We start from the raw sequence: 19,287 nt of genomic DNA, 5'->3' as shown, positions 1-19,287 counted from the left end.
GGAGGACTTCCATTCAGCGGAAGGAGCCCTCCTGTCAACCCAGGTTGACAACTCTGCGACCCGCTCAGTACGGTACCTCCTCGTTCGTCAACTACAGTTGACATATGTCGGAGATGGAGGACGCCGTGACGGTCGCGGCCGCGGAATCGGACGACCCGATGCAGACGCTGGGGCGGATCGCCGCGCAGCGCCGCGAGCTCGACCGCGCCGAGGCGATCGCGGTGCGACGGGCGCGCGTCGCGGGCGCCTCGTGGGCCTTCATCGCGACCCTGCTCGGCGTGACCCGTCAGGCAGTGCATAAGCGGTACGGACGACGATGAACGAGCGATGACCACCACCACAGCCACCACCACGCCCACCCGCCGGTTCGGCCGGGCTCGCGCGGAGAGCGGGCCGCGTGCCCGGTTCGCGGACCTCCTCCCCTACCTCCGTGAGCACCGCGGCGTGCTCGGCGTCGTCATCGGCATCAGCGTGCTCGGCGCGCTCGCGTCGCTGGCCCAGCCGCTGCTGCTGCAGCAGGTGGTGCAGCACGTGCAGCACGACCAGCCGCTCGGTGGCCTCATCGCGATCATCGCGGTCGTCGTCGCGTTCGCCGCGATCACGAACGGGATCCAGCACTACCTGCTGCAGCGCACCGGCACGTCCGTGGTGCTGAGCGCGCGGCAGCGGCTGATCCGGCACCTGCTCCGCCTCCCGGTCGCCGACTTCGACCGGCGCCGCACCGGCGACCTGGTCTCCCGGATCGGCACGGACACCACGCTGCTCTACGCCGTGCTCACCCAGGGGCTCGTCGACGCCGCCGGCGGGCTGATCACCTTCATCGGCGCGCTGATCGGGATGCTCGTCTTCGACCCGCTCCTGCTCGGCATCACGGTGCTCATCATCCTGTTCGCGATCCTCGTCGTCGGGGGCCTCGCGAGGCGGATCCGGACGGCCAGCCGCCAGCAGCAGGACGCCGTCGGCCGACTCACCGCGGAGGTCGAGCGGTCGATCGGCGCGGTGCGGACCATCCGCGCCTCCGGGGCCACCGAGCGGGAGACGGAGGCCGTGGTCGGCGTCGCGAGGGACGCGTGGACAGCGGGTCTGCGCGTCGCGACCGCCTCGGCACCGGTGGTGCCCGTGGCAAGCCTCACCCTCAACCTCGCCTTCCTCGTCGTGATCGGCGTCGGCGGCTACCAGGTCGCGGCCGGTGCCACCACGATCGCGAACCTGTCGGCGTTCCTCTTCTTCCTCTTCCTGCTCGTGATGCCGCTCGGCCAGGCGTTCGGCGCCGCGAGCTCGGTCGCATCCGCCCTGGGTGCGCTCGGCCGCATCACCGAGGTGCTCGATCTGCCGAGCGAGACGGCGACGGATCCCGCGGATGCGGCGTTGACCGGACCGGCGAACGCCGCCGGCGCCCCGGCGGCGCCCGCCATCGAGTTCGACCACGTGTCGTTCGCGTACGGCGCCGAGGACGGCTCCACGATCGACGTGCTGCACGACGTGTCGTTCGCGGTCCCCCGCGGCACGCGCACCGCGCTGGTGGGCCCGTCCGGGGCCGGCAAGAGCACCATGCTGTCGCTGCTCGAGCGGTTCTACGACGTCGACGCCGGCACGGTCCGGCTCGGCGGGGTGGACATCCGGCGCCTCCCCCGCGAGGTGCTGCGCAGCCAGTTCGGCTACGTCGAGCAGGACGCGCCCGCCCTCGCCGGCACGATCCGGGAGAACCTCGTGCTCGCGGCGCCGCTCGCCACGGAGGACGACTGCCTCGCCGCGCTCGACGCGGTGAACCTGCGTGCCGCGGTGCTGAAGCATCCGCAGGGCCTCGACGCACCCGTCGGTGAGGAGGGCGTGCTGCTCTCCGGTGGCGAGCGGCAGCGGCTCGCTATCGCGCGGGCGCTGCTCGCCGACGCGCCCGTGCTGCTGCTCGACGAGTCGACCTCGAACCTCGACGGACGGAACGAGCAGCTGCTGCGGGAGTCGCTGCAGACCGCGTCGGTCGGCCGCACGGTGGTCGTCATCGCCCACCGCCTTTCGACGGTCGTCGACGCCGACCAGATCGTGGTCGTCGACGCGGGCCGCACGGTGGCGAGGGGCCGGCACGAGGAACTCGTCGAGTCGTCGCCGCTCTACCGCGAGCTGGCGGCGAGCCAGCTGCTGGTCTGACCCCGCCCGCGGTCCCGGCTCCGCGCACGGAAATCGCGCCGTTCCGGAGTTCTCGAACGACACCCCGCCGTCCCTGCCCTCGAAGCGGCGTGTCGGGCGATTTCTCCGGAACGGCGCGATGAACGGACGTGGCGTCCGCTTCTCCCCAGGCCTTCGTCCGTGACGATCACGGCGGTCAGCCGGGATCGCGTCCGCCGGGCCGCGCCGAACCGTGCACCCTCACCGGCCATGGCCCCCCGTCGCCCCGATCCGAATCCGCGACACCTGGCCGCCGTGCTGCGGCGCCACGGCGACCTCGTGCCCCTCCGCGTGCTGCTCGAAGCGGGCTTCCGGCGCCACGAAGTCGCCTACCTCCTGCAGCGCGGCCTGCTCGTCCGGCCGAGGATCGGCTGGTACGCGTCCCCGGCGGTGCCGCCCGACGGCCTTCGGGCGGTGCGGGTCGGCGGCATGCTCGGATGCCTGAGCGCAGCCGCACACTTCGGCCTCGCGACGCCCGAGCGGGTGGACGCGGTCGTCCACGTCAGCCTCGACGAGCACGCCACGCGCCAGCGGCGGAGCGACGACGCGGCGGTTCGGGCGTTCGCCGGCGATGAGCGGGGCGTGCGGTGGCACTGGGAGCGCCGAACGCATCCGACGCTGGGCTTCGTCGTCGATCCGGTGGACGCCCTCCTGCAGATGGCGAGCTGCGTGCCGCCGGCGTGGTTGACGGCGGCCATCGACTCGGCGATCGCTTCCCGCAACGCGGCGGAGCCGCTCGTTCCGCCCTCACACCTCGCACTCCTTCGGGAGGAACTGCCCCGGCATCTGCGCGCCGCAGTGGACCTCGCGGATCCGAGTTGTGAGAGTCCAGCGGAGTCGATCACGCGGCTCGGGCTGGGCGCGGCCGGCCTCAGCTTCCGGACGCAGGTCTGGGTGACCAGCGAGTACCGCGCCGACTTCGTCGTGGACGACTGGCTGGTGATCGAGGTCGACGGCATGCAGCACAGCGCTGAGCAGGCGTTCACCCGCGACCGGGAGCGGGACGCCCTGATGGCCTGGTACGGCCACCGAGTCCTGCGCTTCACCTACGACCAGGTGATGAACCGTTGGCCTTGGGTGCTCGATGTCGTCCGACGGGTTCTCGCCGAAGGCCGTCCGCTGGCCCTCTCCCGCTGATCCGCCATCCGCCGGTCTCCTCATCGCGCGGTTCCGGAGAAATCGGACGACACGCCGCGGCGCGGGCGGAATGCGCGGCGTGTCGGACGAAAACTCCGGAACGGCGCGATCTGTGGGGCGCTGAGGAGCGCGCGGTCAGGCCGGAAGCCCCGCCGTCGCCCAGTACTCGCCGTCCGGAAAGGTGAAGCGGGCGACGGATGCCTCGTGCATCCGCGCGCTGTAGCCGGGCGCCGTCGGCAGCAGGTAGCGGCCGTCCACGACGACGCACGGGTCGGTGAAGTGCTCGTGGAGGTGGTCGACGTACTCGGTCACCCGATGCTCGAGCGTGCCGGACACCGCGACGAAGTCGAAGATCGACAGGTGCTGCACCAGCTCGCAGAGTCCGACCCCGCCCGCGTGCGGGCAGACCGGCACCCCGAACTGCTTCGCCATCAGGTAGACGGCGAGGATCTCGTTCACGCTCGCGAGCCGCGCCGAGTCGAGCTGGCAGAAGTCGATCGCCTCCGCCTGGAACAGCTGCTTGAAGAGCACCCGGTTCATGCCGTGCTCGCCGGTCGCGACGCCGATCGGCGCGACGGCGCGGCGGATGGCCGCGTGGCCGAGCACGTCGTCGGGGCTCGTCGGCTCCTCGATCCAGAGCGGCCGGAACTCGGCGAGCCGCTCCATCCACGCGATCGCCTCGGGCACGTCCCACACCTGGTTCGCGTCGATCATCAGGTTCGCGTCCCAGCCGATGACCTCGCGCGCGATGGTGAGGCGCCGCACGTCGTCCTCGAGGTCGGATCCGACCTTCAGCTTCACGTGCCGGTACCCCGCGTCGACGGCCTCGCGGAGCAGGTGCCGCAGCTTGTCGTCGCTGTAGCCGAGCCAGCCGGCGCTCGTCGTGTAGCACGGGTAGCCGCCTGCGGCCTCGAGCTCCGCGACCCGCTGCTCGCGGGTGGGCGCCAGCTCGGCGAGCATCGCGACCGCCTCATCGCGGGTGAGCACGTCGGACAGGTACTTCAGGTCGGCCGCGTCCGCCAGCTGCTCGGGGGTCATGTCGACGAGCAGCCGCCAGAGCGGCTTCCCCGCGCGACGGGCGGCGAGGTCCCACACCGCGTTCATGACGGCGGCCATCGCGAGGTGCACGACGCCCTTCTCGGGGCCGAGCCACCGCAGCTGGCTGTCGGATGCGAGGTCCCGGTAGGTGCGGCCGAGGTCGCCGACGAGCTCGTCCACGTCCCGTCCGACGAGGGGTCGCCCCCTCTGCTCCGCCGCCGCGCAGCAGAGGTCGTTGCCGCGGCCGATCGTGAAGGTGAAGCCGTGGCCGGCGAGGCCGGGCTCGTCCGTCTCGAGCACGACGTAGGCGGCCGAGTAGTCGGTCACCTTGTTCATGGCGTCCGACCCGTCCTGCGTCAGCGACGTCGGGAAGCGGACGTCGTGCGTGCGGATGCCGGTGATGCGCGTCATCGTGAGCCCTCCCGGGGATCGAGCAGCCCGCTCTCGACGAGGTCGGGCCAGAGCGTGCCGGGGATCGGCGTCGTGGCCCGGCGGACGGCCTCGGCCACCTCCTCGGGGCTGCGAAGGCCGAGCACCGCGGACACGACCTGCGGGTTGCGAAGCGGAAAGCGCGTCGCCGCGACCGGCAGGCTCGTGCCCGCGGCCTCGCAGGCCTCGGCGAGCCGCACCACCCGGTCGCGGACGTCCGTCGGCACCGGCGCGTAGTCGTAGGTGGCGTCCGGCGCCGGCCGAGGCCGGCTGAGCAGCCCGGAGTTGTAGATCGCACCGGCCACCACATCGACCCCCCGCTCCGCCGCCGCCGGCAGGAGGTCGTCGAGCGCGCCCTGCTCGAGCAGGGTGTACCGCCCCGCGACGAGGACGAGGTCGATGTCCGTGCGGCGGACGAACGCGGTGAGCATCGCCGACTGGTTCATGCCCGCGCCGATCGCGCGGACCACGCCCTCGTCGCGCAGCTCGACGAGGGTCTCGATCCCCGTCGTCGACGCCGCCTCCCAGTGCTGGTCGGGGTCGTGGAGGTAGACGATGTCGACACGGTCCAGGCCGAGCCGCGTCAAGCTCTCCTCGAACGAGCGGAGGATGCCGTCGCGACTGAAGTCGAACTCGCGGCGCACGGCGGCGGGCACGGCGAAGCCGTCGTCGTCCATCCGGTCCTCGCCGCCGGGGTTCGGCACGAGCAGCCGCCCGACCTTCGTCGAGACGACGACCTCGTCGCGCGGCCACCCCGCGAGCGCCTGCCCCAGCCGGCGCTCGGCGAGGCCGAGCCCGTAGTGCGGCGCGGTGTCGAAGTACCGGAATCCTTCGTCCCACGCCGCCTCGAGGGTTCCGGCGGCCTGCTCCTCGCTGACGGGGGTGAACAGCCCCGCGAGCGGCGCGGTGCCGAAGCCGAGCTCGGTCAGCGGGATCCCCCGCCTGGTCGTCCGCAGGTCCATCATCGGATCAGGCGAACGGCGACGGCGTCATCGTGTACTTCGTCGAGAGGTACTCGTGGATGCCCTCGAAGCCGCCCTCGCGGCCGATTCCGGACTGCTTGACGCCGCCGAACGGCGCCGAGGCGTTGGAGATCACGCCGGCGTTCAGGCCCATCATCCCGGTCTCGAGGCGTTCGATCATCCGCTGCCCGCGGGCGAGGTCCTTCGTGTAGACGTAGGAGACGAGCCCGTACTCGGTGTTGTTCGCGAGGCGGACGGCGTCGTCCTCGGTGGCGAAGCGGGCGATGCCCACGACCGGGCCGAAGATCTCGGTTCGCAGGATGTCGCTGCCGGGCGGGACGCGGTCGAGCACCGTCGGCGAGTAGAAGGTGCCGGGCCGGTCGATCGGACCGCCTCCGATGCGGACGGTCGCCCCGCGTTCGACGGCGTCCTGCACGAGCTCCTCGGCCTTGCCGACCGCCGCCTCGTTGATGAGCGGGCCGATGCGCACGCCCTCGTCGGTGCCGCGGCCGATCGGCAGCGCCTGCACGCGGGCGGTGAGCTTGTCGGCGAACTCGTCCGCGACGGCCTCGTGCACGAGGAACCGGTTGGAGGCGGTGCAGGCCTGCCCGATGTTGCGGAACTTCGCCAGCATGGCGCCCTCGACGGCCGCATCGACGTCCGCATCGTCGAACACGACGAACGGCGCGTTGCCGCCCAGCTCCATGGAGGTGCGCAGCACGTTGCCCGCGGCCTGCTGCAGGAGCTTCACGCCGACCGGCGTCGAGCCGGTGAAGCTCAGCTTGCGGAGGCGGCGGTCCGCGAGGAGCGGCTCGGTGATCGCGGCCGCCGTCGTCGTGGGGACGACGTTCAGCACGCCCGGCGGAAGGCCGGCCTCCTCGAGCAGCCGGGCGACGTAGAGGGTCGTCAGCGGTGTGAGCTCGGCCGGCTTCACGACCACGGTGCAGCCGGCGGCGAGCGCCGGGGCGATCTTCCGCGTCGCCATCGCCAGGGGGAAGTTCCAGGGGGTGATCAGGTAGCAGGGCCCGACGGGGTGCTGGGAGACGATGGTGCGGCCGGTGCCCTCGGGGTTGACCCCGTACCGGCCGGTGATGCGCACGGCCTCCTCCGAGAACCAGCGCAGGAACTCGGATCCGTACGTCACCTCGCCGAGGGACTCGGCGAGCGGTTTGCCCATCTCGAGCGTCATGAGCAGCGCGATGTCGTCCCGCCGGGCCTGCACCGCCTCCCACGCGCGGCGGAGGATGTCGCTGCGGGTGCGGGGTGCGGTGGCGGCCCAGGCGTCCTGCGCGCCGACGGCGGCGTCGAGTGCGCGCACGGCGTCCTCGGGCGAGGCATCGGCGACCGAGACGAGCGTCGAGCCCGTCGAGGGGTCGAGGACGTCGAATCGGCGTCCGCCCGTCGCGTCCTGCCAGGTGCCGCCGATCAGCAGGCCGGTCGGCACATCGGCCAGCACCTTCGCCTCATCCGCCGCCGTCGTCATGCCGTGCCTCCTTGCTCGTGCACGCGGCGCCGAACGGGCGGGAGGGCCTCGGGTTCGGCGGGACCGCGCTGGATCCGATCCTACGGGCGGCCGTCCGGGCACCCGACGGGATCAGGAGCCGGCGGGCACCGTCTCGACCCCGGCCGCTCGCAGCTCCTCCAGGGCGGCGGCGCTGGAGGCGGCGGCGACGCCGGCGACGAGGTCGGTGAGCACCCGCACGTGCGCACCGGTCGCAACCGCGTCCAGGGCGGACGCGCGGACGCAGTAGTCGGTGGCGATGCCGACGACGTCGAGGTCGGTCACGCCGCGGTCGGCGAGCAGGCCGGCGAGCGGTTCCCCGTCGTCGAGCACCCCTTCGAACGCGGAGTAGGCCGGCTCGCCCTGGCCCTTGCGCACATGCGCGTCGATCCGGTCGACGGCGAGTGCGGAGTGGTACTCGGCGCCCGCCGTGCCGGCGACGCAGTGCACCGGCCAGGTGTCGACGAAATCCGGCTCGCCGGTCGCGAAGTGGCCCCCGTTGTCGGTGTCGCCGTCGTGCCAGTCGCGCGAGGCGACCACCAGGTCGTAGTCGCCGCGGTGGCGCGCGAGGTGCTCGGTGATGGCGGCCGCGACGGCCGCGCCTCCGTCGACGCCCAGGGCACCGCCCTCGGTGAAGTCGTTCTGCACGTCGACGACGAGGAGGGCGCGCGCCATGCCGCCATCGTAGGTCGCGTCCGAGGACCGCCGCCCGCCCGGCGAGCGATCAGGAGGGAGCGCTTCCAGCACTGGTCAGCCGTTCGAGAGCTTCGCTCCGCAGGCCCAGGTGTCGGCGGTGATCCCGTCGAGGGCGTACTTCGTCGACTCGCTGATCGACCCGAGGGCGTAGAACGCGAAGGTGAGCATCGTGCCGTCCTTCGCGTGGATGATCCCGGCGAGCGTGTAGCCGGTGTCGATCCAGCCGGTCTTCGCGTGCACCTGACCGTCGGCGCGGGCCGCGGCGCCCTGGAAGCGATCCGAGTAGCTGAGCGACCCGGTGCGGCCCGCGATCGGCAGGCCGTCGTAGAGGGCGCCGAGCGCCCCATCACGGTGCAGCACCTTCACCATGAGCTTCGTGAGGTATCTCGGCGCGACACGGTTGTCGTCGCTGAGGCCGGATCCGTCGACGATCCGGATGCCGGTCGTGTCGACGCCGTACGTCTGGAGGCCGCCGAGGGTGCCCGCCTGCTCGGCGGAGAACGTGTTGCCGGCGCCCGAGACGATCGCGGTGACGCGGGCGAGGGCCTCCGCGAGCGTGTTGTCGGAGACGATGAGGGTCTGCTTGACGAGCGTCGAGACGGGCTGCGAGTGCACCGCACCGAGCACCTTCGCGCCGGCGGGCGCCGTGCCCCGGGTGACCTTCACCGAACCGAAGTAGCCCGCGAACACGCTCCCGGCGCGGCCGACCGGATCCGTGCTGCGGTGCGAGACCGTGGCGTACGGGTTGTCGCGGTCGCCGTCGACCATGAGCGCCGTCATCTTCGGGGTGGTGCCGTCGATGCGCTCCGCGACGGCCCAGGAGGGCTGCCAGGACGGGCCGCCGAAGTAGGACGAGTCGAGCACGATGTGGGTGATCCTTCCGCCCTTGTGGGCGGGATCCGCGGCCCAGGCCTTCTTCACCTGCCGGGCGAGGTCGGAGAGGTGAGCGGCGCCGGAGTAGTACGGCGTGCTGCCGGCCGGCGTGCGGGAGAGGGTGACGTCGCCGCCGCCGACGAGCACGATCTCGCCGGGCGCGCTGCCGGCCACGACCTTCGTGGTCAGGCGGTAGTCGGGTCCGAGGACGTGCAGCGCCGCCGCCGTGGTGAGGACCTTCAGCACGCTGGCGGTGCGGGACGGCGTGTCCGCCCCGCGGCCGAACAGCTGCTTGCCCGTCTTCACGTCGAGCACCGCCCCCTGGAAGTGCAGGAGGCGCGGGTCGCGGGCGACGGCCGCGATGGAGCAGGTGCGGGCGACGGCCTTCACGGTCGGCTTCGGCGTGGGCGTCGCGGTCGGCGTCCGCGTGAGGGCCGGCGTCGGAGCCGCCGCGGAGGTAGCGACGGCTGCGGCCGGGCGTGCCGCGACGGTCGTCGCAGGCTGCGCGCCGCCCATGGCGTGCGCCGCTCCCCAGCAACCCGCGACGAGGGCGACGAGGGTCGCGCCGCCGATGATCGCGGTGGTCCGCCTCCGCATCGCGCCAGTGTAGGCAGCGACCTGCGCGGCGCCCGCTCATCCGGCGGCGCGGCGCTCCTGCGGGTAGACGAAGCCGATCCGCTCGCGAACGGCGTCGAGCGCCCGCATGACGCCGACGGACTGCTCCGCGGGCATCCGCTCGCTGCTCGTGCGACCGGCACGGGCCAGCGCCTCGAGCTCGAGCGCCTGGTACTGCATGCCGCGGCCCGGCACCTCGGGGCGGGAGGTGCGCACGACCTTCTGGTCCAGGTCGAGCACGGTGTACGTGGTCGGGGTGTACCAGGTGTGCTCGATCTCGATCGAGCCGCCGGTGCCGAGGATGGAGGCGCGGTTCGCCCCCGCGAGGTTCGAGGCGGCGAGGAACACCGTCGAGGCCCCGCCCTCGTGGGTGAGCACGCCCTGCACACGCTGGTCGACACCCGTCGGGGTGAAGGTCGCGGTCGCGTCCACCGCCATGGGGAGCCCGAAGAGGTCGACGCCGAACGAGATCGGGTAGACGCCGAGGTCGAGCAGGGCCCCGCCGCCGAGCTCCGGATCGTTCATGCGGTGCGCCGGGTCGGAGGGCAGCGCCTGGGTGTGGTCGGCGACGAGCACCTGCGGGGTGCCGATCTCGCCGGCGGCGATGGCCGCGTGGATCTCCGCCATGTGCGGCAGGAACCGGGTCCACATCGCCTCGAGGACGACGAGGCCGCGCTCGGCCCCGAGCGCGACGACGGTCTCCGCCTCCGCCGCGTTCAACGTGAACGACTTCTCGACGAGTACGTGCTTGCCGTGCTCGAGGGCGATCCTCGCGGCCTCGGCGTGGAAGGGATGCGGCGTCGCCACGTACACGGCGTCGACCGTCGGATCCGCGGCCAGCGCTTCCCACGAGCCGTGCGCGTGCGGGATGCCGTGCTCGTCGGCGAACGCCTGGGCGCGCTCGGCGGTGCGGCTGCCGACGGCCGCGACGCGCAGCCCCGCGTCCTTGAGGTCCTGGGTGAACGTCTGCGCGATCCATCCCGTCGCGAGTATCCCCCAGCCGAAGCCGTCGTCGGTCATGCGCACCTCCACGGAAACGCTATCGGCCGCCGACTGAGCGGTCCGGCGGTCGCCGCCGCAGGGGCCCACCCTGCGAGGAGTTCTCGCGACCCCACGCGACCCAGGGAGAAGGACCGCCCGGGGGAATCGATCCCTACCGTCACGGCATGACCGCCGCTGCGCGGCGGTCAGGAACCGGCGGCAGGGGCCCACCCTGGGAGCGGTTCTCGCGACCCCACGCGACCCGACGAGAGAAGGACCGCCCCTCACGGGACGGTCCTTCTCTCGTTACGGAGCCGCCCGGGGGAATCGAACCCCCGACCTATTCATTACGAGTGAATCGCTCTGCCGACTGAGCTAGGGCGGCGTGCGGCGCCGTCGAGTGTAGTCCATCGGGCGATCGCCCCCAGGGAGCGGACGGCGCGGGTCACGCGGGCAGCAGCGCCGGATCCCCCGACGCGACGACCGCCTCGGCGATCGCCCGGAAGTCCTCGAACCCCGCCAGCACGGCCGCGCCGAGCGACGGGGTGCCTCCGGTCGCGACCCACCGGCTCCAACCGTGACGGGTCACCGCGGCGGCCACGAGCACCAGGAGCCCTGCCCGCTGCGCGATCGCGTCCTCATCGGGCGCGCGTCCCGCCCGCTCGACGTCGGCCCGGAGCCGCTGCGCCGTCGCCTGCACCGCCATCTGGTGGAACCGCTGCGTCTCCGCGACCCGCATCCCGAGCAGCTGCGGCTCCCGTTCGAGCACGCGCTTGCGCAGCCGGTGCACCTCGACGTCGTCGGAGTCGTCGATGTTCGTGGCGATCATGGCGACGAGGTCGGTCAGCACGTCGTGCTGCCCCGCGACGAACCGGTCCAGCTGACCGGCCGGCACCTCGATCGGTCCCGGCGATCCGGCGATCGCCTCCTCCTTGGAGGCGAAGTAGTTGAAGAACGTGCGCGGCGAGACCTGGGCGGCGCGGCACACGTCGTCGATCGTGACGTTCTCGAGCCCCCGTTCGAGCGCGCCCTCGAGCAGGGCGACCTGGAGCGCACGTCGCGTCGCGCGCCGCTTCTGCTCGCGCAGGCCGAGGCCGTCGTCGCTCATACGCGCATCATCGCACCGGCGCGCGGCCCGGTCGCGTCATCCGCAGGTGACCGGCTGCGGAACCGCTCCCTTCGTGAAGAAGGCGTCGACGCGGTCGCCGACGCACGGCACGTGGTTGCGATAGGCGGTGTGCCCCTGACCGCGCCACGTGATCAGCACCCCGCGCTGCAGCTGACCGGCGAGGCTCTCCGCCCACGCGTAGGGCGTCGCCGGGTCACCGGTGGTGCCGAGCACGAGGATCGGGGGCGCCCCGGTCGCGTGGACGCGGTGCGGCGACCCCGTCGGCTTCACCGGCCAGTCGGCACACACGGGGTCGCCGAGGTCCTCCGTGTTGTCCGCGGCGCCGAGGGGATCCGCGGCGGCGAGCTGTCGGCCTTCCGCGGCGAGCACCGTCGGATCCTTCTCCACGGGCCGGTCGATGCAGTCGACGGCGTACAGGGCCTCGAAGAGGTTGTCGGTGTACCCGTGCGCTCCGCGGTCGACGTAGGAGTCGGCGAGCGCCATCGCCGTCGACGGGTCCCCCTTCAGGATCTGCGTGAACGCCTGCGTGAGGACCTTCCACTCGCCCTGGTCGTAGAGGGCGGCGTCGATCGCCGTGCGCAGCACCGCCGAGTTCGCGGCGCGACCTCCCGCGGTCCTGATCGGCGACTCCCGCAGCCGGATCAGCAGGGTGGCGATGGCCCGGGTCGCCTCGTCCACGGTCATCCCGCGGAACGGGCAGTCGGTGCTGCGGACGCAGGACGCCAGGTAGGTCTGCAGGGCGGCCCCGAACGCCTTCGTGTTGGCGAGGTCCTGCTGGAACGAGGTCGTCGACGGATCCACGGCGCCGTCGAGCGCCATCCGGCCGACGTGCGTCGGGAAGCGGTCGGCGTAGAGCGCGCCGATGGACGTGCCGTACGAGAAGCCGAAGTAGTCGAGCTTCGGCGAGCCGGCCGCAGCGCGGAGCATGTCGAGGTCCTGCACCGTGCTCTCCGTGTCGACATGGGCGAGGAGCGCACCGGTCCTCGCCGCGCATGCGGCGCCGAAGGAACGGCTCACCGACTCCTCGTGGGCTTTGAGCTCGGCGCTGCCCTCCGGCAGGTCCGGATCGTCGAACAGGAACGCGTCGAGCTGCTTCGTGTCGTAGCAGTCGACGGCGGTCGAGTGCCCCACACCTCTCGGGTCCCAGGCGACGACGTCGTACGCGTCGAGCAGTGAGCTGTCGAAGAACCGGCTCGCACTGCTCTTCAGGAAGTCGACACCGGAGACGCCGGGGCCGCCGGGGTTGATGAAGAGCGTGCCGATCCGGTGCCCGGAGGCGGGGTGCTGCGTGAGGGCCAGGCGGATGCGGGGGCCGTCGGGATGCGCCCAGTCGAGCGGGGCGGTCGCCGTCGTGCAGCGGAAGCCGCCGCCGCAGTCCTTCCACACGAGCCGCTGGACGTAGTAGGGGCGCAGCGCCGCGGGGACCGAGGACACCGGCTGCGGCGTCGACGTGACGGTCGGCAGCGGGAAGAAGCCCGAGCAGCCGCTCAGTGCGAGCACGACGACCGCGAGCACGGCGACGAGCGCCATCCGCGTCCGCCTCACGCGCGGCCCCGCGCGAGCACCGTCGTCACGAGCAGCGCCTCGAGGGTGAGGAGCGGGGTCACGTTGGCGGGCAGCCGGCGTCGGGCGTCCGCGATCGCATCGAGCACGACGAGGGTCGCCGTCGCGGGGGTGCCGGTCGCGAGGCGTTCGACGCGGTCAGCCCACGCGGCGTTGACCGGTGGCAGGCCGCCGTCGAGCTGGCGGACGAGCACGTCCCGGTAGACCGAGAGGAGGTCGACGAGCACCCGGTCGACGCTGTCGCGGAGCCCACGGGTGGCCCGCCGCTTCTGGTCCTCCTCCAGCTGCTTCAGGGTGCTGCGGAGCGCCGGCGGCACGGCTCCGCCGGGCTCGACACCCATCGACCGCAGCGTGGCGGCCCGTTCGGCGTCGTCGCGCTCCTCGGTGAGCGCCGTCGAGTCGGCCTTCGCGATGTCGAGCAGGCGCTGCGCGGCGCGGACGGCCTGCGGCACGGTCGCGGCGTCGAGCACGAGCGAGATGGTCTCGTCCCGGCGGTGCCGCGCCTCCTCGTCCGTCGCGAGGCGGTGCGCCATGCCGATGTGGCTCTGCGCCTCCTCCGCGGCCCGCAGCGCGAGTGCGCGGTCGACGCCGTCGCGGCGGACGAGCAGGTCGGCGACCTCGCCGGGATCCGGGACGCGGAGCCGCACGGTCCGCACCCGCGACCGGATGGTGGGCAGCAGGTCGGCCTCGCTCGGCGCGCACAGGATCCAGACGGTGCGCTCCGGGGGCTCCTCGAGTGCCTTCAGCAGCACGTTCGAGGTGCGCTCGGTCATCCGGTCGGCGTCCTCCACCACCAGCACCCGGTAGTGGGCGACGGACGGCGAGTACTGGGCCGCCGTGACGAGCCGGCGCACCTCGTCGATCGTGATCGTGACGCGCTCGGAGGCGAGCACCGCGAGGTCGGGATGCGTCCTCGCCTCGACGAGGGCGGCGACCCTCGGGTCGGGGTCGCCGTCGGACGACAGCAGCGCCGTCGCGAAGGCGTACGCGAGGTTGGACCGGCCCGAGCCGGGGGGGCCGGTGATCAGCCAGGCGTGCGTCATCGCTCCGGTGGCGTCCGCGCCGCGGTGGGCGTCGCGGGCAGCGGCGGCGATCGTCTCGATGGCCCGGCTCTGTCCGACGAGCTCCTCGAACGGGGCGGAGCCGGTCACGACTCCTCCAGCAGGGGTTCGACCGCGGCGCGGATGCGGTCCTGCACGTCCTCGGGGGGCAGCGCGGCGTCGACGACGAGGAAGCGCCGTGGCTCCGCCGCGGCGATGCGGAGGTAGGCGTCGCGGACCCGCTGGTGGAACGCGTCGTCCTCGGCCTCGAGGCGGTCGTACTGCTCGCGGCCCGCCCGCCGGGCGCGGCCGACGCGCGGATCGAGGTCGAGCAGCACCGTGAGGCGTGGGAGCAGGCCCCCGACCGCCCAGAGCGACAGCCCGCGCACCTCCTCGGCGTCGAGCACCCGCCCGGCGCCCTGGTACGCGACCGACGAGTCGAGGTACCGGTCCTGCAGCACGACGTCGCCACGGGCGAGCGCCGGCTCGACGACGGTGGCGACGTGGTGCGCCCGGTCCGCGGCGTAGAGCAGCGCCTCGGCCCGGGGGGCGACGTGGCCGTCGCGGTGCAGCACGAGGTCGCGGATGGCGAGCCCGAGGTCGGTGCCGCCGGGCTCGCGGGTGCGCACCACCGTGCGTCCCCGCGCCGTGAGCCAGCCGTCGAGCTGCTCCGCCTGCGTGGTCTTGCCGACGGCGTCGCCGCCCTCGAGGGTGACGAAGAGCCCGGTCACGCGCTCTTGGTGGTCTTCTTGGCGCCGGTCGTCTTGGGACGGGCGCGGGCCGCGGTCTTCTTGGGTGCCGGTCCCTTCGCGCGCTTGTCGGCGAGCATCTGCACCGCATCGGGGAACTCGATCGCGAGCGGATCCTGCCCGCGCGGCACGGTGACATTCGTCTCGCCGTCCGTCACGTACGCGCCGAAGCGTCCGTCCTTGATCCGGATCGGCTTGCCGCTCACGGGATCCGCGTCGAACTCCTTCAGCGCCGACGATGCACCGCGGGCGCCGTACTTCGGCTGCGCGTACATCTCGAGGGCGGCGGGCAGGTCGATCGTGAAGATGCTGTCCTCGTCGGGCAGGGTGCGGGTGTCGGCGCCCTTCTTCAAGTAGGGACCGTAGCGGCCGTTCTGCGCGGTGATCGGCGCCTGCGACTCCGGGTCCTCCCCGACGGTCCGCGGGAGGTCCAGCAGCTGCACCGCGGTCGCGAGGTCGACGCTGTCGGGCGACATCGACTTGAACAGCGAGGCGGTGCGTGGCTTCGGCGCACCCTTCTTCGCCGCCTCGTCCTCGGGGATCAGCTCGGTGACGTACGGTCCGAAGCGGCCGTCCTTCGCGACGATCGTGCGGCCGGTCTCGGGGTGCGCCCCGAGCACGCGGTCCTCCTGCGGCGGCGCGTCGACCAGCTGGCGCGCCTTCGCCTCGGTGAGCTCGTCGGGGGCGAGGTCCGGCGGCAGGTTCACCCGCCGCGGGGTGCTCGCCACCTTCAGCTGGCCGCTCTCCGGATCCAGCGCGGGCTCGCCGAGTTCCATGACCTCGAGGTAGGGCCCGTACCGACCGATCCGCAGCGTGATGTCGTCGGACAGCCGGATCGAGTTGATCGACTTCGCATCGATGTCGCCGAGGTTGTCGACGACGCTGCGGAGGCCGGGGTGCGCGGTGTCGCCGAAGTAGAACTCGCGCAGCCAGTCGACCCGGTCCTGCTCGCCGTCCGCGATGCGGTCGAGGTCGTTCTCCATCTCGGCGGTGAAGTCGTACGCGACGAGGTCGCCGAAGAACTCCTCGAGCAGCCGCACGACGGAGAACGCGATCCAGTTCGGCACGAGGGCGCTGCCCCTGGCGCTCACGTAGCCGCGGTCGACGATGGTCGAGAGGATCGACGCGTACGTCGAGGGGCGCCCGATGCCGAGCTCCTCCAGCGCCTTCACGAGGCTCGCCTCGGTGTAGCGGGGAGGCGGGCTGGTCTCGTGCCCGGCGGCGACCGGCTCGCGGGGAGTCAGCGCCTGCCCGGGGGTGAGGGGCGGCAGCTTCGCCTCCGCCTCGGAGTCGCCGGCGTTGCGCTCCTCGTCGCGGCCCTCCTCGTAGGCGAGCAGGAAGCCGCGGATGGTGATCACGGTGCCGCTGGCGGTGAACTCGGCCTTTCGGCCGCCCGCGGTCAGCCCGACGACCACTGACGCGGTGGACCCGCGCGCGTCGACCATCTGCGAGGCGACGGTGCGTCGCCAGATCAGCTCGTAGAGCCGCAGATCGTTCGTGCTGAGCGTGCCGCGCAGCTCGTCGGGGGTGCGGAAGGCCTCGCCGGAGGGGCGGATCGCCTCGTGCGCCTCCTGCGCGTTCTTGGACCGGCCCGAGTAGACGCGCGGGGCGTCGGGCACGGTGTCGGCGCCGAAGAGCCGCGCGGCCTGCGACCGGGCGGCCTGCGTGGCCTGCGCCGACAGCGACGGCGAGTCCGTGCGCATGTAGGTGATGTACCCGTTCTCGTACAGCGCCTGCGCGACGGACATCGTCTGCTTCGCGCTGAACCGCAGCTTTCGGGCGGCCTCCTGCTGCAGCGTGGAGGTCGTGAACGGCGCCGCCGGCCGTCGCGTGTAGGGCTTCGAGTCGACGGAGACGACCGACCCCTGCGGCTGCTCGTGCTCGATCGCCTCGACGAGCTTGTGCGCGGACTCCGCATCGAGGAGGAGCACGTCGTTCTTCAGGGCGCCGCGGTCGTCGAAGTCGCGGCCGGTCGCGATCCTGCGACCGTCGAGGCGGGCGAGACGTGCGCCGAATTCCTGACCGGCCTCGGGAGCGAACCGTGCCGAGACGTCCCAGTAGCCGGCGGCGACGAACGCGAGGCGCTCGCGCTCGCGGTCGACGACGAGGCGGGTCGCTGCGGACTGCACCCGGCCCGCGGAGAGGCCGGGGCCGACCTTGCGCCACAGCACCGGGGAGACCTCGTAGCCGTAGAGCCGGTCGAGGATGCGCCGCGTCTCCTGCGCGTCGACGAGGGCGGTGTCGAGCTCGCGGGTGTGGTCGCGGGCGTGGGCGATCGCGTCCTTCGTGATCTCGTGGAAGACCATCCGCTTCACCGGCACCTTCGGCTTCAGCACCTCGAGGAGGTGCCAGGCGATGGCCTCGCCCTCGCGGTCCTCATCCGTCGCGAGGTAGAGCTCGCTGGCGTCCTTCAGCGCGCGCTTCAGGTCGGAGACCGTCTTCTTCTTCTGGTCCGAGACGACGTAGTACGGCTCGAACCCGTTCTCCACGTCGACGGAGAACTTGCCCATCGAGCCCTTCTTGAGCTCGGCGGGCAGGTTCTTCGGCTCGATCAGGTCGCGGATGTGGCCCACCGAGGCCTGCACCTCGTACTCGGGCCCGAGGTACTTCGCGATCGTCTTCGCCTTCGCGGGCGACTCGACGATCACCAGCTTCTTCGTGCCGGGCACGGAGGTCCTCCTTCGTCAGCGGCGCGCGGGTGCTGTGGGGGCCGCCGATCCCGCACACCATACACAGACCCGTCGGACGCGCTGCGCAGGGCGACCGCCGGCCGGTCCTCGGGCGGCCCCGCTCGAGCGGCGCCGGGCACCGCCACGCCGAGCACCGTCATGGTGACGTCGACGCGCACGTCCACGCCGTCCTGGCGGCATCGGACGACCGTCGCGCCGTTCGCACGGGCGACCCGGGCGGCTGTCTCGCAGGGGATGCCGGCGGTCGCTCCCAGGGCCGTGTCGGCACCGGCGAGCGCCGCCGCGTCGGCGGCAGCACTCGCTCGTCCGTGAGCGGCGAGCAGCACGACGACGGGCATGAGGGCCGCGAGCAGCACGAGGAGCCCCGCGACGATCCCCACGGCCAGGACCGTCGCGGCGCCCGACTCGCGGTCCGGTGTCACGGTTCGAGGGCGCACGCCGCCCCCGCCACCGTGATCGGCAACCCGAGCACCGGCATCGGTGCAGCAGCCCGGACGCAGACCAGACCCGATCGGTGCTGGACCACGATCGACGCCGCCCCGGCGATGGTGCCGCGGGCGATCGCGGCCGCCGGCGGATCCCCTCGAGCGAGGCCGCGGGCGACGACTGCGGCCGCGGCGTCGAGCCGGCCCTGCTCGACGCCGAGCCGCAGCGCTCCGAGGCACCCGGCGAGCACGAGCAGCACCGCCGGCAGCACGACGGCCAGCTCCGCCGTCACGGTTCCCCGGTCGCCCGCGTCAGGCGGGAAGGGCGAGCGCATGGCGGATCAGATCCGTCAGCATGCCGCGCACCTCGTCGGACCGGAGCACCACCACGAGCAGGGCGGCGAAGCCGACGGCGGCGATCGTGGCGATCGCGTACTCGGCGGTGACGGCGCCGGCCTCGTCGTGCCGATCGAACCGGAGCGCCGGCGGCAGCAGGAGCGGATGCATCGCGTACCTCATCTTCTTCTAGGAGCGGCGCACGGACGGAGCGATCGTGCCCGTCCGTGCGGCCCGCCGGGACCGCGCCGCGGCGTCGGCCCCGCTCCGGTCACCAGGACAGGGCTGTGGAGGAGAGGACGGCAAGCCCGATCGGGAGCGCACCGGCGAGCAGGAACGCCGGCAGCACGAGCGCGCCGAGCGGGACGAGCAGCTGCGCGGCGAGCACGGCCGCCCGCCGACGGGCGTCGGCGAGCACGAGCTGCCGGACGCGATCCGCCTCGGCGTCGAGAAGGGCGGCGAGGGGAGCACCGGAGCGCTCCGCGAACCCGACGAGCCGATCGACGTCGGCGAGATCCTGCTCGATCGAGAGGCCGGCCGCCGCCGCCGCTTCCCGGGCATCCGTCGCGGCCGCCGACGTGGGACGACCCGCCCGAACGGCGAGGGCGACGAGTTCGAGCCCGACGCCGCGGTCGAGGGCCACCGCGGATGCGCTGCGGATCAGCCGCGCGCTCCACCGCTGCGCGCCGACCAGCAGGAGGACCGCGAGTGCGAGGGCCCCTCCGCCGACGGGTGACAGGATCACGCCGGGTACATCGAACCCGAACGCCCATCCCAGCAGGGCGGAGCCGGGCGGCAGCAGCAGGGTCAGCCGAGCGCTGGCGGCGGGGCCCGCCACGGAGGTCGCGACCGCCCGGTGCAGCTCGGCGCCGCCGCGCAGTCCTGACGCCGCCCGCCGCAGCGCATCCGCGAGCGGAGCGCCGACGAGGGCGGCGAGATCGGCGAGCACCGCGACCCGCC

General features: G+C 73.0%; 18 protein-coding genes and 1 tRNA gene. 3 read left to right on the top strand and 16 right to left on the bottom strand.

The genetic code is table 11. The features are described 5' to 3' along the window. The first annotated feature begins 104 nt into the window (after positions 1–104). The 3 genes from JWQ92_RS02340 to JWQ92_RS02330 all read left to right on the top strand — a co-directional run bounded on the left by JWQ92_RS02340 (position 105) and on the right by JWQ92_RS02330 (position 3,300). Complete coding sequence (locus tag JWQ92_RS02340) at positions 105–320, top strand: hypothetical protein (RefSeq protein WP_297342846.1); 216 nt, start codon at positions 105–107, stop codon at positions 318–320. 7 nt (positions 321–327) lie between these two features. After that, positions 328–2,145, top strand: coding sequence for an ABC transporter ATP-binding protein (locus JWQ92_RS02335; RefSeq protein WP_297342845.1), 1,818 nt, complete (start codon positions 328–330; stop codon positions 2,143–2,145). Between the two features lie 228 nt (positions 2,146–2,373). Beyond that, positions 2,374–3,300: an endonuclease domain-containing protein gene (locus JWQ92_RS02330; protein WP_297342844.1), complete on the top strand. Its 927-nt coding sequence runs from the start codon at positions 2,374–2,376 to the stop codon at positions 3,298–3,300. A gap of 135 nt (positions 3,301–3,435) precedes the next feature. Here JWQ92_RS02330 and JWQ92_RS02325 read toward each other — a convergent pair whose 3' ends face one another. From JWQ92_RS02325 to JWQ92_RS02250, 16 genes are all read right to left on the bottom strand, one after another. Beyond that, entirely contained in the window at positions 3,436–4,749 is a 1,314-nt protein-coding gene (locus tag JWQ92_RS02325) for an L-fuconate dehydratase (protein ID WP_297342843.1), read from the bottom strand. Next, positions 4,746–5,732, bottom strand: a complete 987-nt coding sequence (locus JWQ92_RS02320; protein WP_367276701.1) for an aldo/keto reductase — start codon at positions 5,730–5,732, stop codon at positions 4,746–4,748. The genes JWQ92_RS02325 and JWQ92_RS02320 overlap by 4 nt, the downstream gene beginning before the upstream one ends. A gap of 4 nt (positions 5,733–5,736) precedes the next feature. Continuing rightward, on the bottom strand, positions 5,737–7,212 hold the full coding sequence (locus JWQ92_RS02315) for an NAD-dependent succinate-semialdehyde dehydrogenase (protein WP_297342842.1): 1,476 nt from the start codon (positions 7,210–7,212) through the stop codon (positions 5,737–5,739). A gap of 111 nt (positions 7,213–7,323) precedes the next feature. After that, positions 7,324–7,905 (bottom strand): isochorismatase family protein, encoded by a 582-nt coding sequence (locus tag JWQ92_RS02310; RefSeq protein WP_297342841.1) that lies wholly within the window; start codon positions 7,903–7,905, stop codon positions 7,324–7,326. Between the two features lie 75 nt (positions 7,906–7,980). Beyond that, on the bottom strand, positions 7,981–9,396 hold the full coding sequence (gene dacB, locus JWQ92_RS02305) for a D-alanyl-D-alanine carboxypeptidase/D-alanyl-D-alanine-endopeptidase (RefSeq protein ID WP_297342840.1): 1,416 nt from the start codon (positions 9,394–9,396) through the stop codon (positions 7,981–7,983). 36 nt (positions 9,397–9,432) lie between these two features. After that, complete coding sequence (locus tag JWQ92_RS02300) at positions 9,433–10,434, bottom strand: Gfo/Idh/MocA family oxidoreductase (RefSeq protein WP_297342839.1); 1,002 nt, start codon at positions 10,432–10,434, stop codon at positions 9,433–9,435. Positions 10,435–10,707: 273 nt separating this feature from the next. After that, a tRNA-Thr gene (locus JWQ92_RS02295) sits at positions 10,708–10,780 on the bottom strand. Between the two features lie 60 nt (positions 10,781–10,840). After that, on the bottom strand, positions 10,841–11,503 hold the full coding sequence (locus JWQ92_RS02290) for a TetR/AcrR family transcriptional regulator (protein WP_297342838.1): 663 nt from the start codon (positions 11,501–11,503) through the stop codon (positions 10,841–10,843). Positions 11,504–11,539: 36 nt separating this feature from the next. Then, positions 11,540–13,054, bottom strand: a complete 1,515-nt coding sequence (locus JWQ92_RS02285; protein WP_297342837.1) for an alpha/beta hydrolase — start codon at positions 13,052–13,054, stop codon at positions 11,540–11,542. A gap of 11 nt (positions 13,055–13,065) precedes the next feature. Next, positions 13,066–14,238, bottom strand: a complete 1,173-nt coding sequence (locus tag JWQ92_RS02280; protein ID WP_297342836.1) for a DNA polymerase III subunit delta' — start codon at positions 14,236–14,238, stop codon at positions 13,066–13,068. Beyond that, on the bottom strand, positions 14,235–14,858 hold the full coding sequence (gene tmk / locus JWQ92_RS02275; protein ID WP_297342835.1) for a dTMP kinase: 624 nt from the start codon (positions 14,856–14,858) through the stop codon (positions 14,235–14,237). Before tmk ends, JWQ92_RS02280 begins: the two co-directional genes overlap by 4 nt. Further along, a complete protein-coding gene (gene topA / locus JWQ92_RS02270; protein ID WP_297342834.1) occupies positions 14,855–17,545 on the bottom strand; it encodes a type I DNA topoisomerase in 2,691 nt (896 codons plus the stop codon). The genes tmk and topA overlap by 4 nt, the downstream gene beginning before the upstream one ends. Continuing rightward, on the bottom strand, positions 17,521–17,988 hold the full coding sequence (locus tag JWQ92_RS02265; protein ID WP_297342833.1) for an Rv3654c family TadE-like protein: 468 nt from the start codon (positions 17,986–17,988) through the stop codon (positions 17,521–17,523). Before JWQ92_RS02265 ends, topA begins: the two co-directional genes overlap by 25 nt. Continuing rightward, positions 17,985–18,284, bottom strand: coding sequence for a TadE family type IV pilus minor pilin (locus JWQ92_RS02260; protein WP_297342832.1), 300 nt, complete (start codon positions 18,282–18,284; stop codon positions 17,985–17,987). Before JWQ92_RS02260 ends, JWQ92_RS02265 begins: the two co-directional genes overlap by 4 nt. A 19-nt stretch (positions 18,285–18,303) precedes the next feature. Beyond that, positions 18,304–18,498 (bottom strand): DUF4244 domain-containing protein, encoded by a 195-nt coding sequence (locus tag JWQ92_RS02255; RefSeq protein WP_297342831.1) that lies wholly within the window; start codon positions 18,496–18,498, stop codon positions 18,304–18,306. A gap of 100 nt (positions 18,499–18,598) precedes the next feature. Next, the coding region (locus JWQ92_RS02250) for a hypothetical protein (protein WP_297342830.1) at positions 18,599–19,287 on the bottom strand (689 nt) is incomplete at its 5' end.

The sequence above is a fragment of the Amnibacterium sp. genome, assembly GCF_025463795.1.
Lineage (GTDB): Bacteria > Actinomycetota > Actinomycetes > Actinomycetales > Microbacteriaceae > Amnibacterium.
Note: the sequence above shows the minus strand (reverse complement) of the source record. Positions and strands in the feature narration are given on the sequence as shown.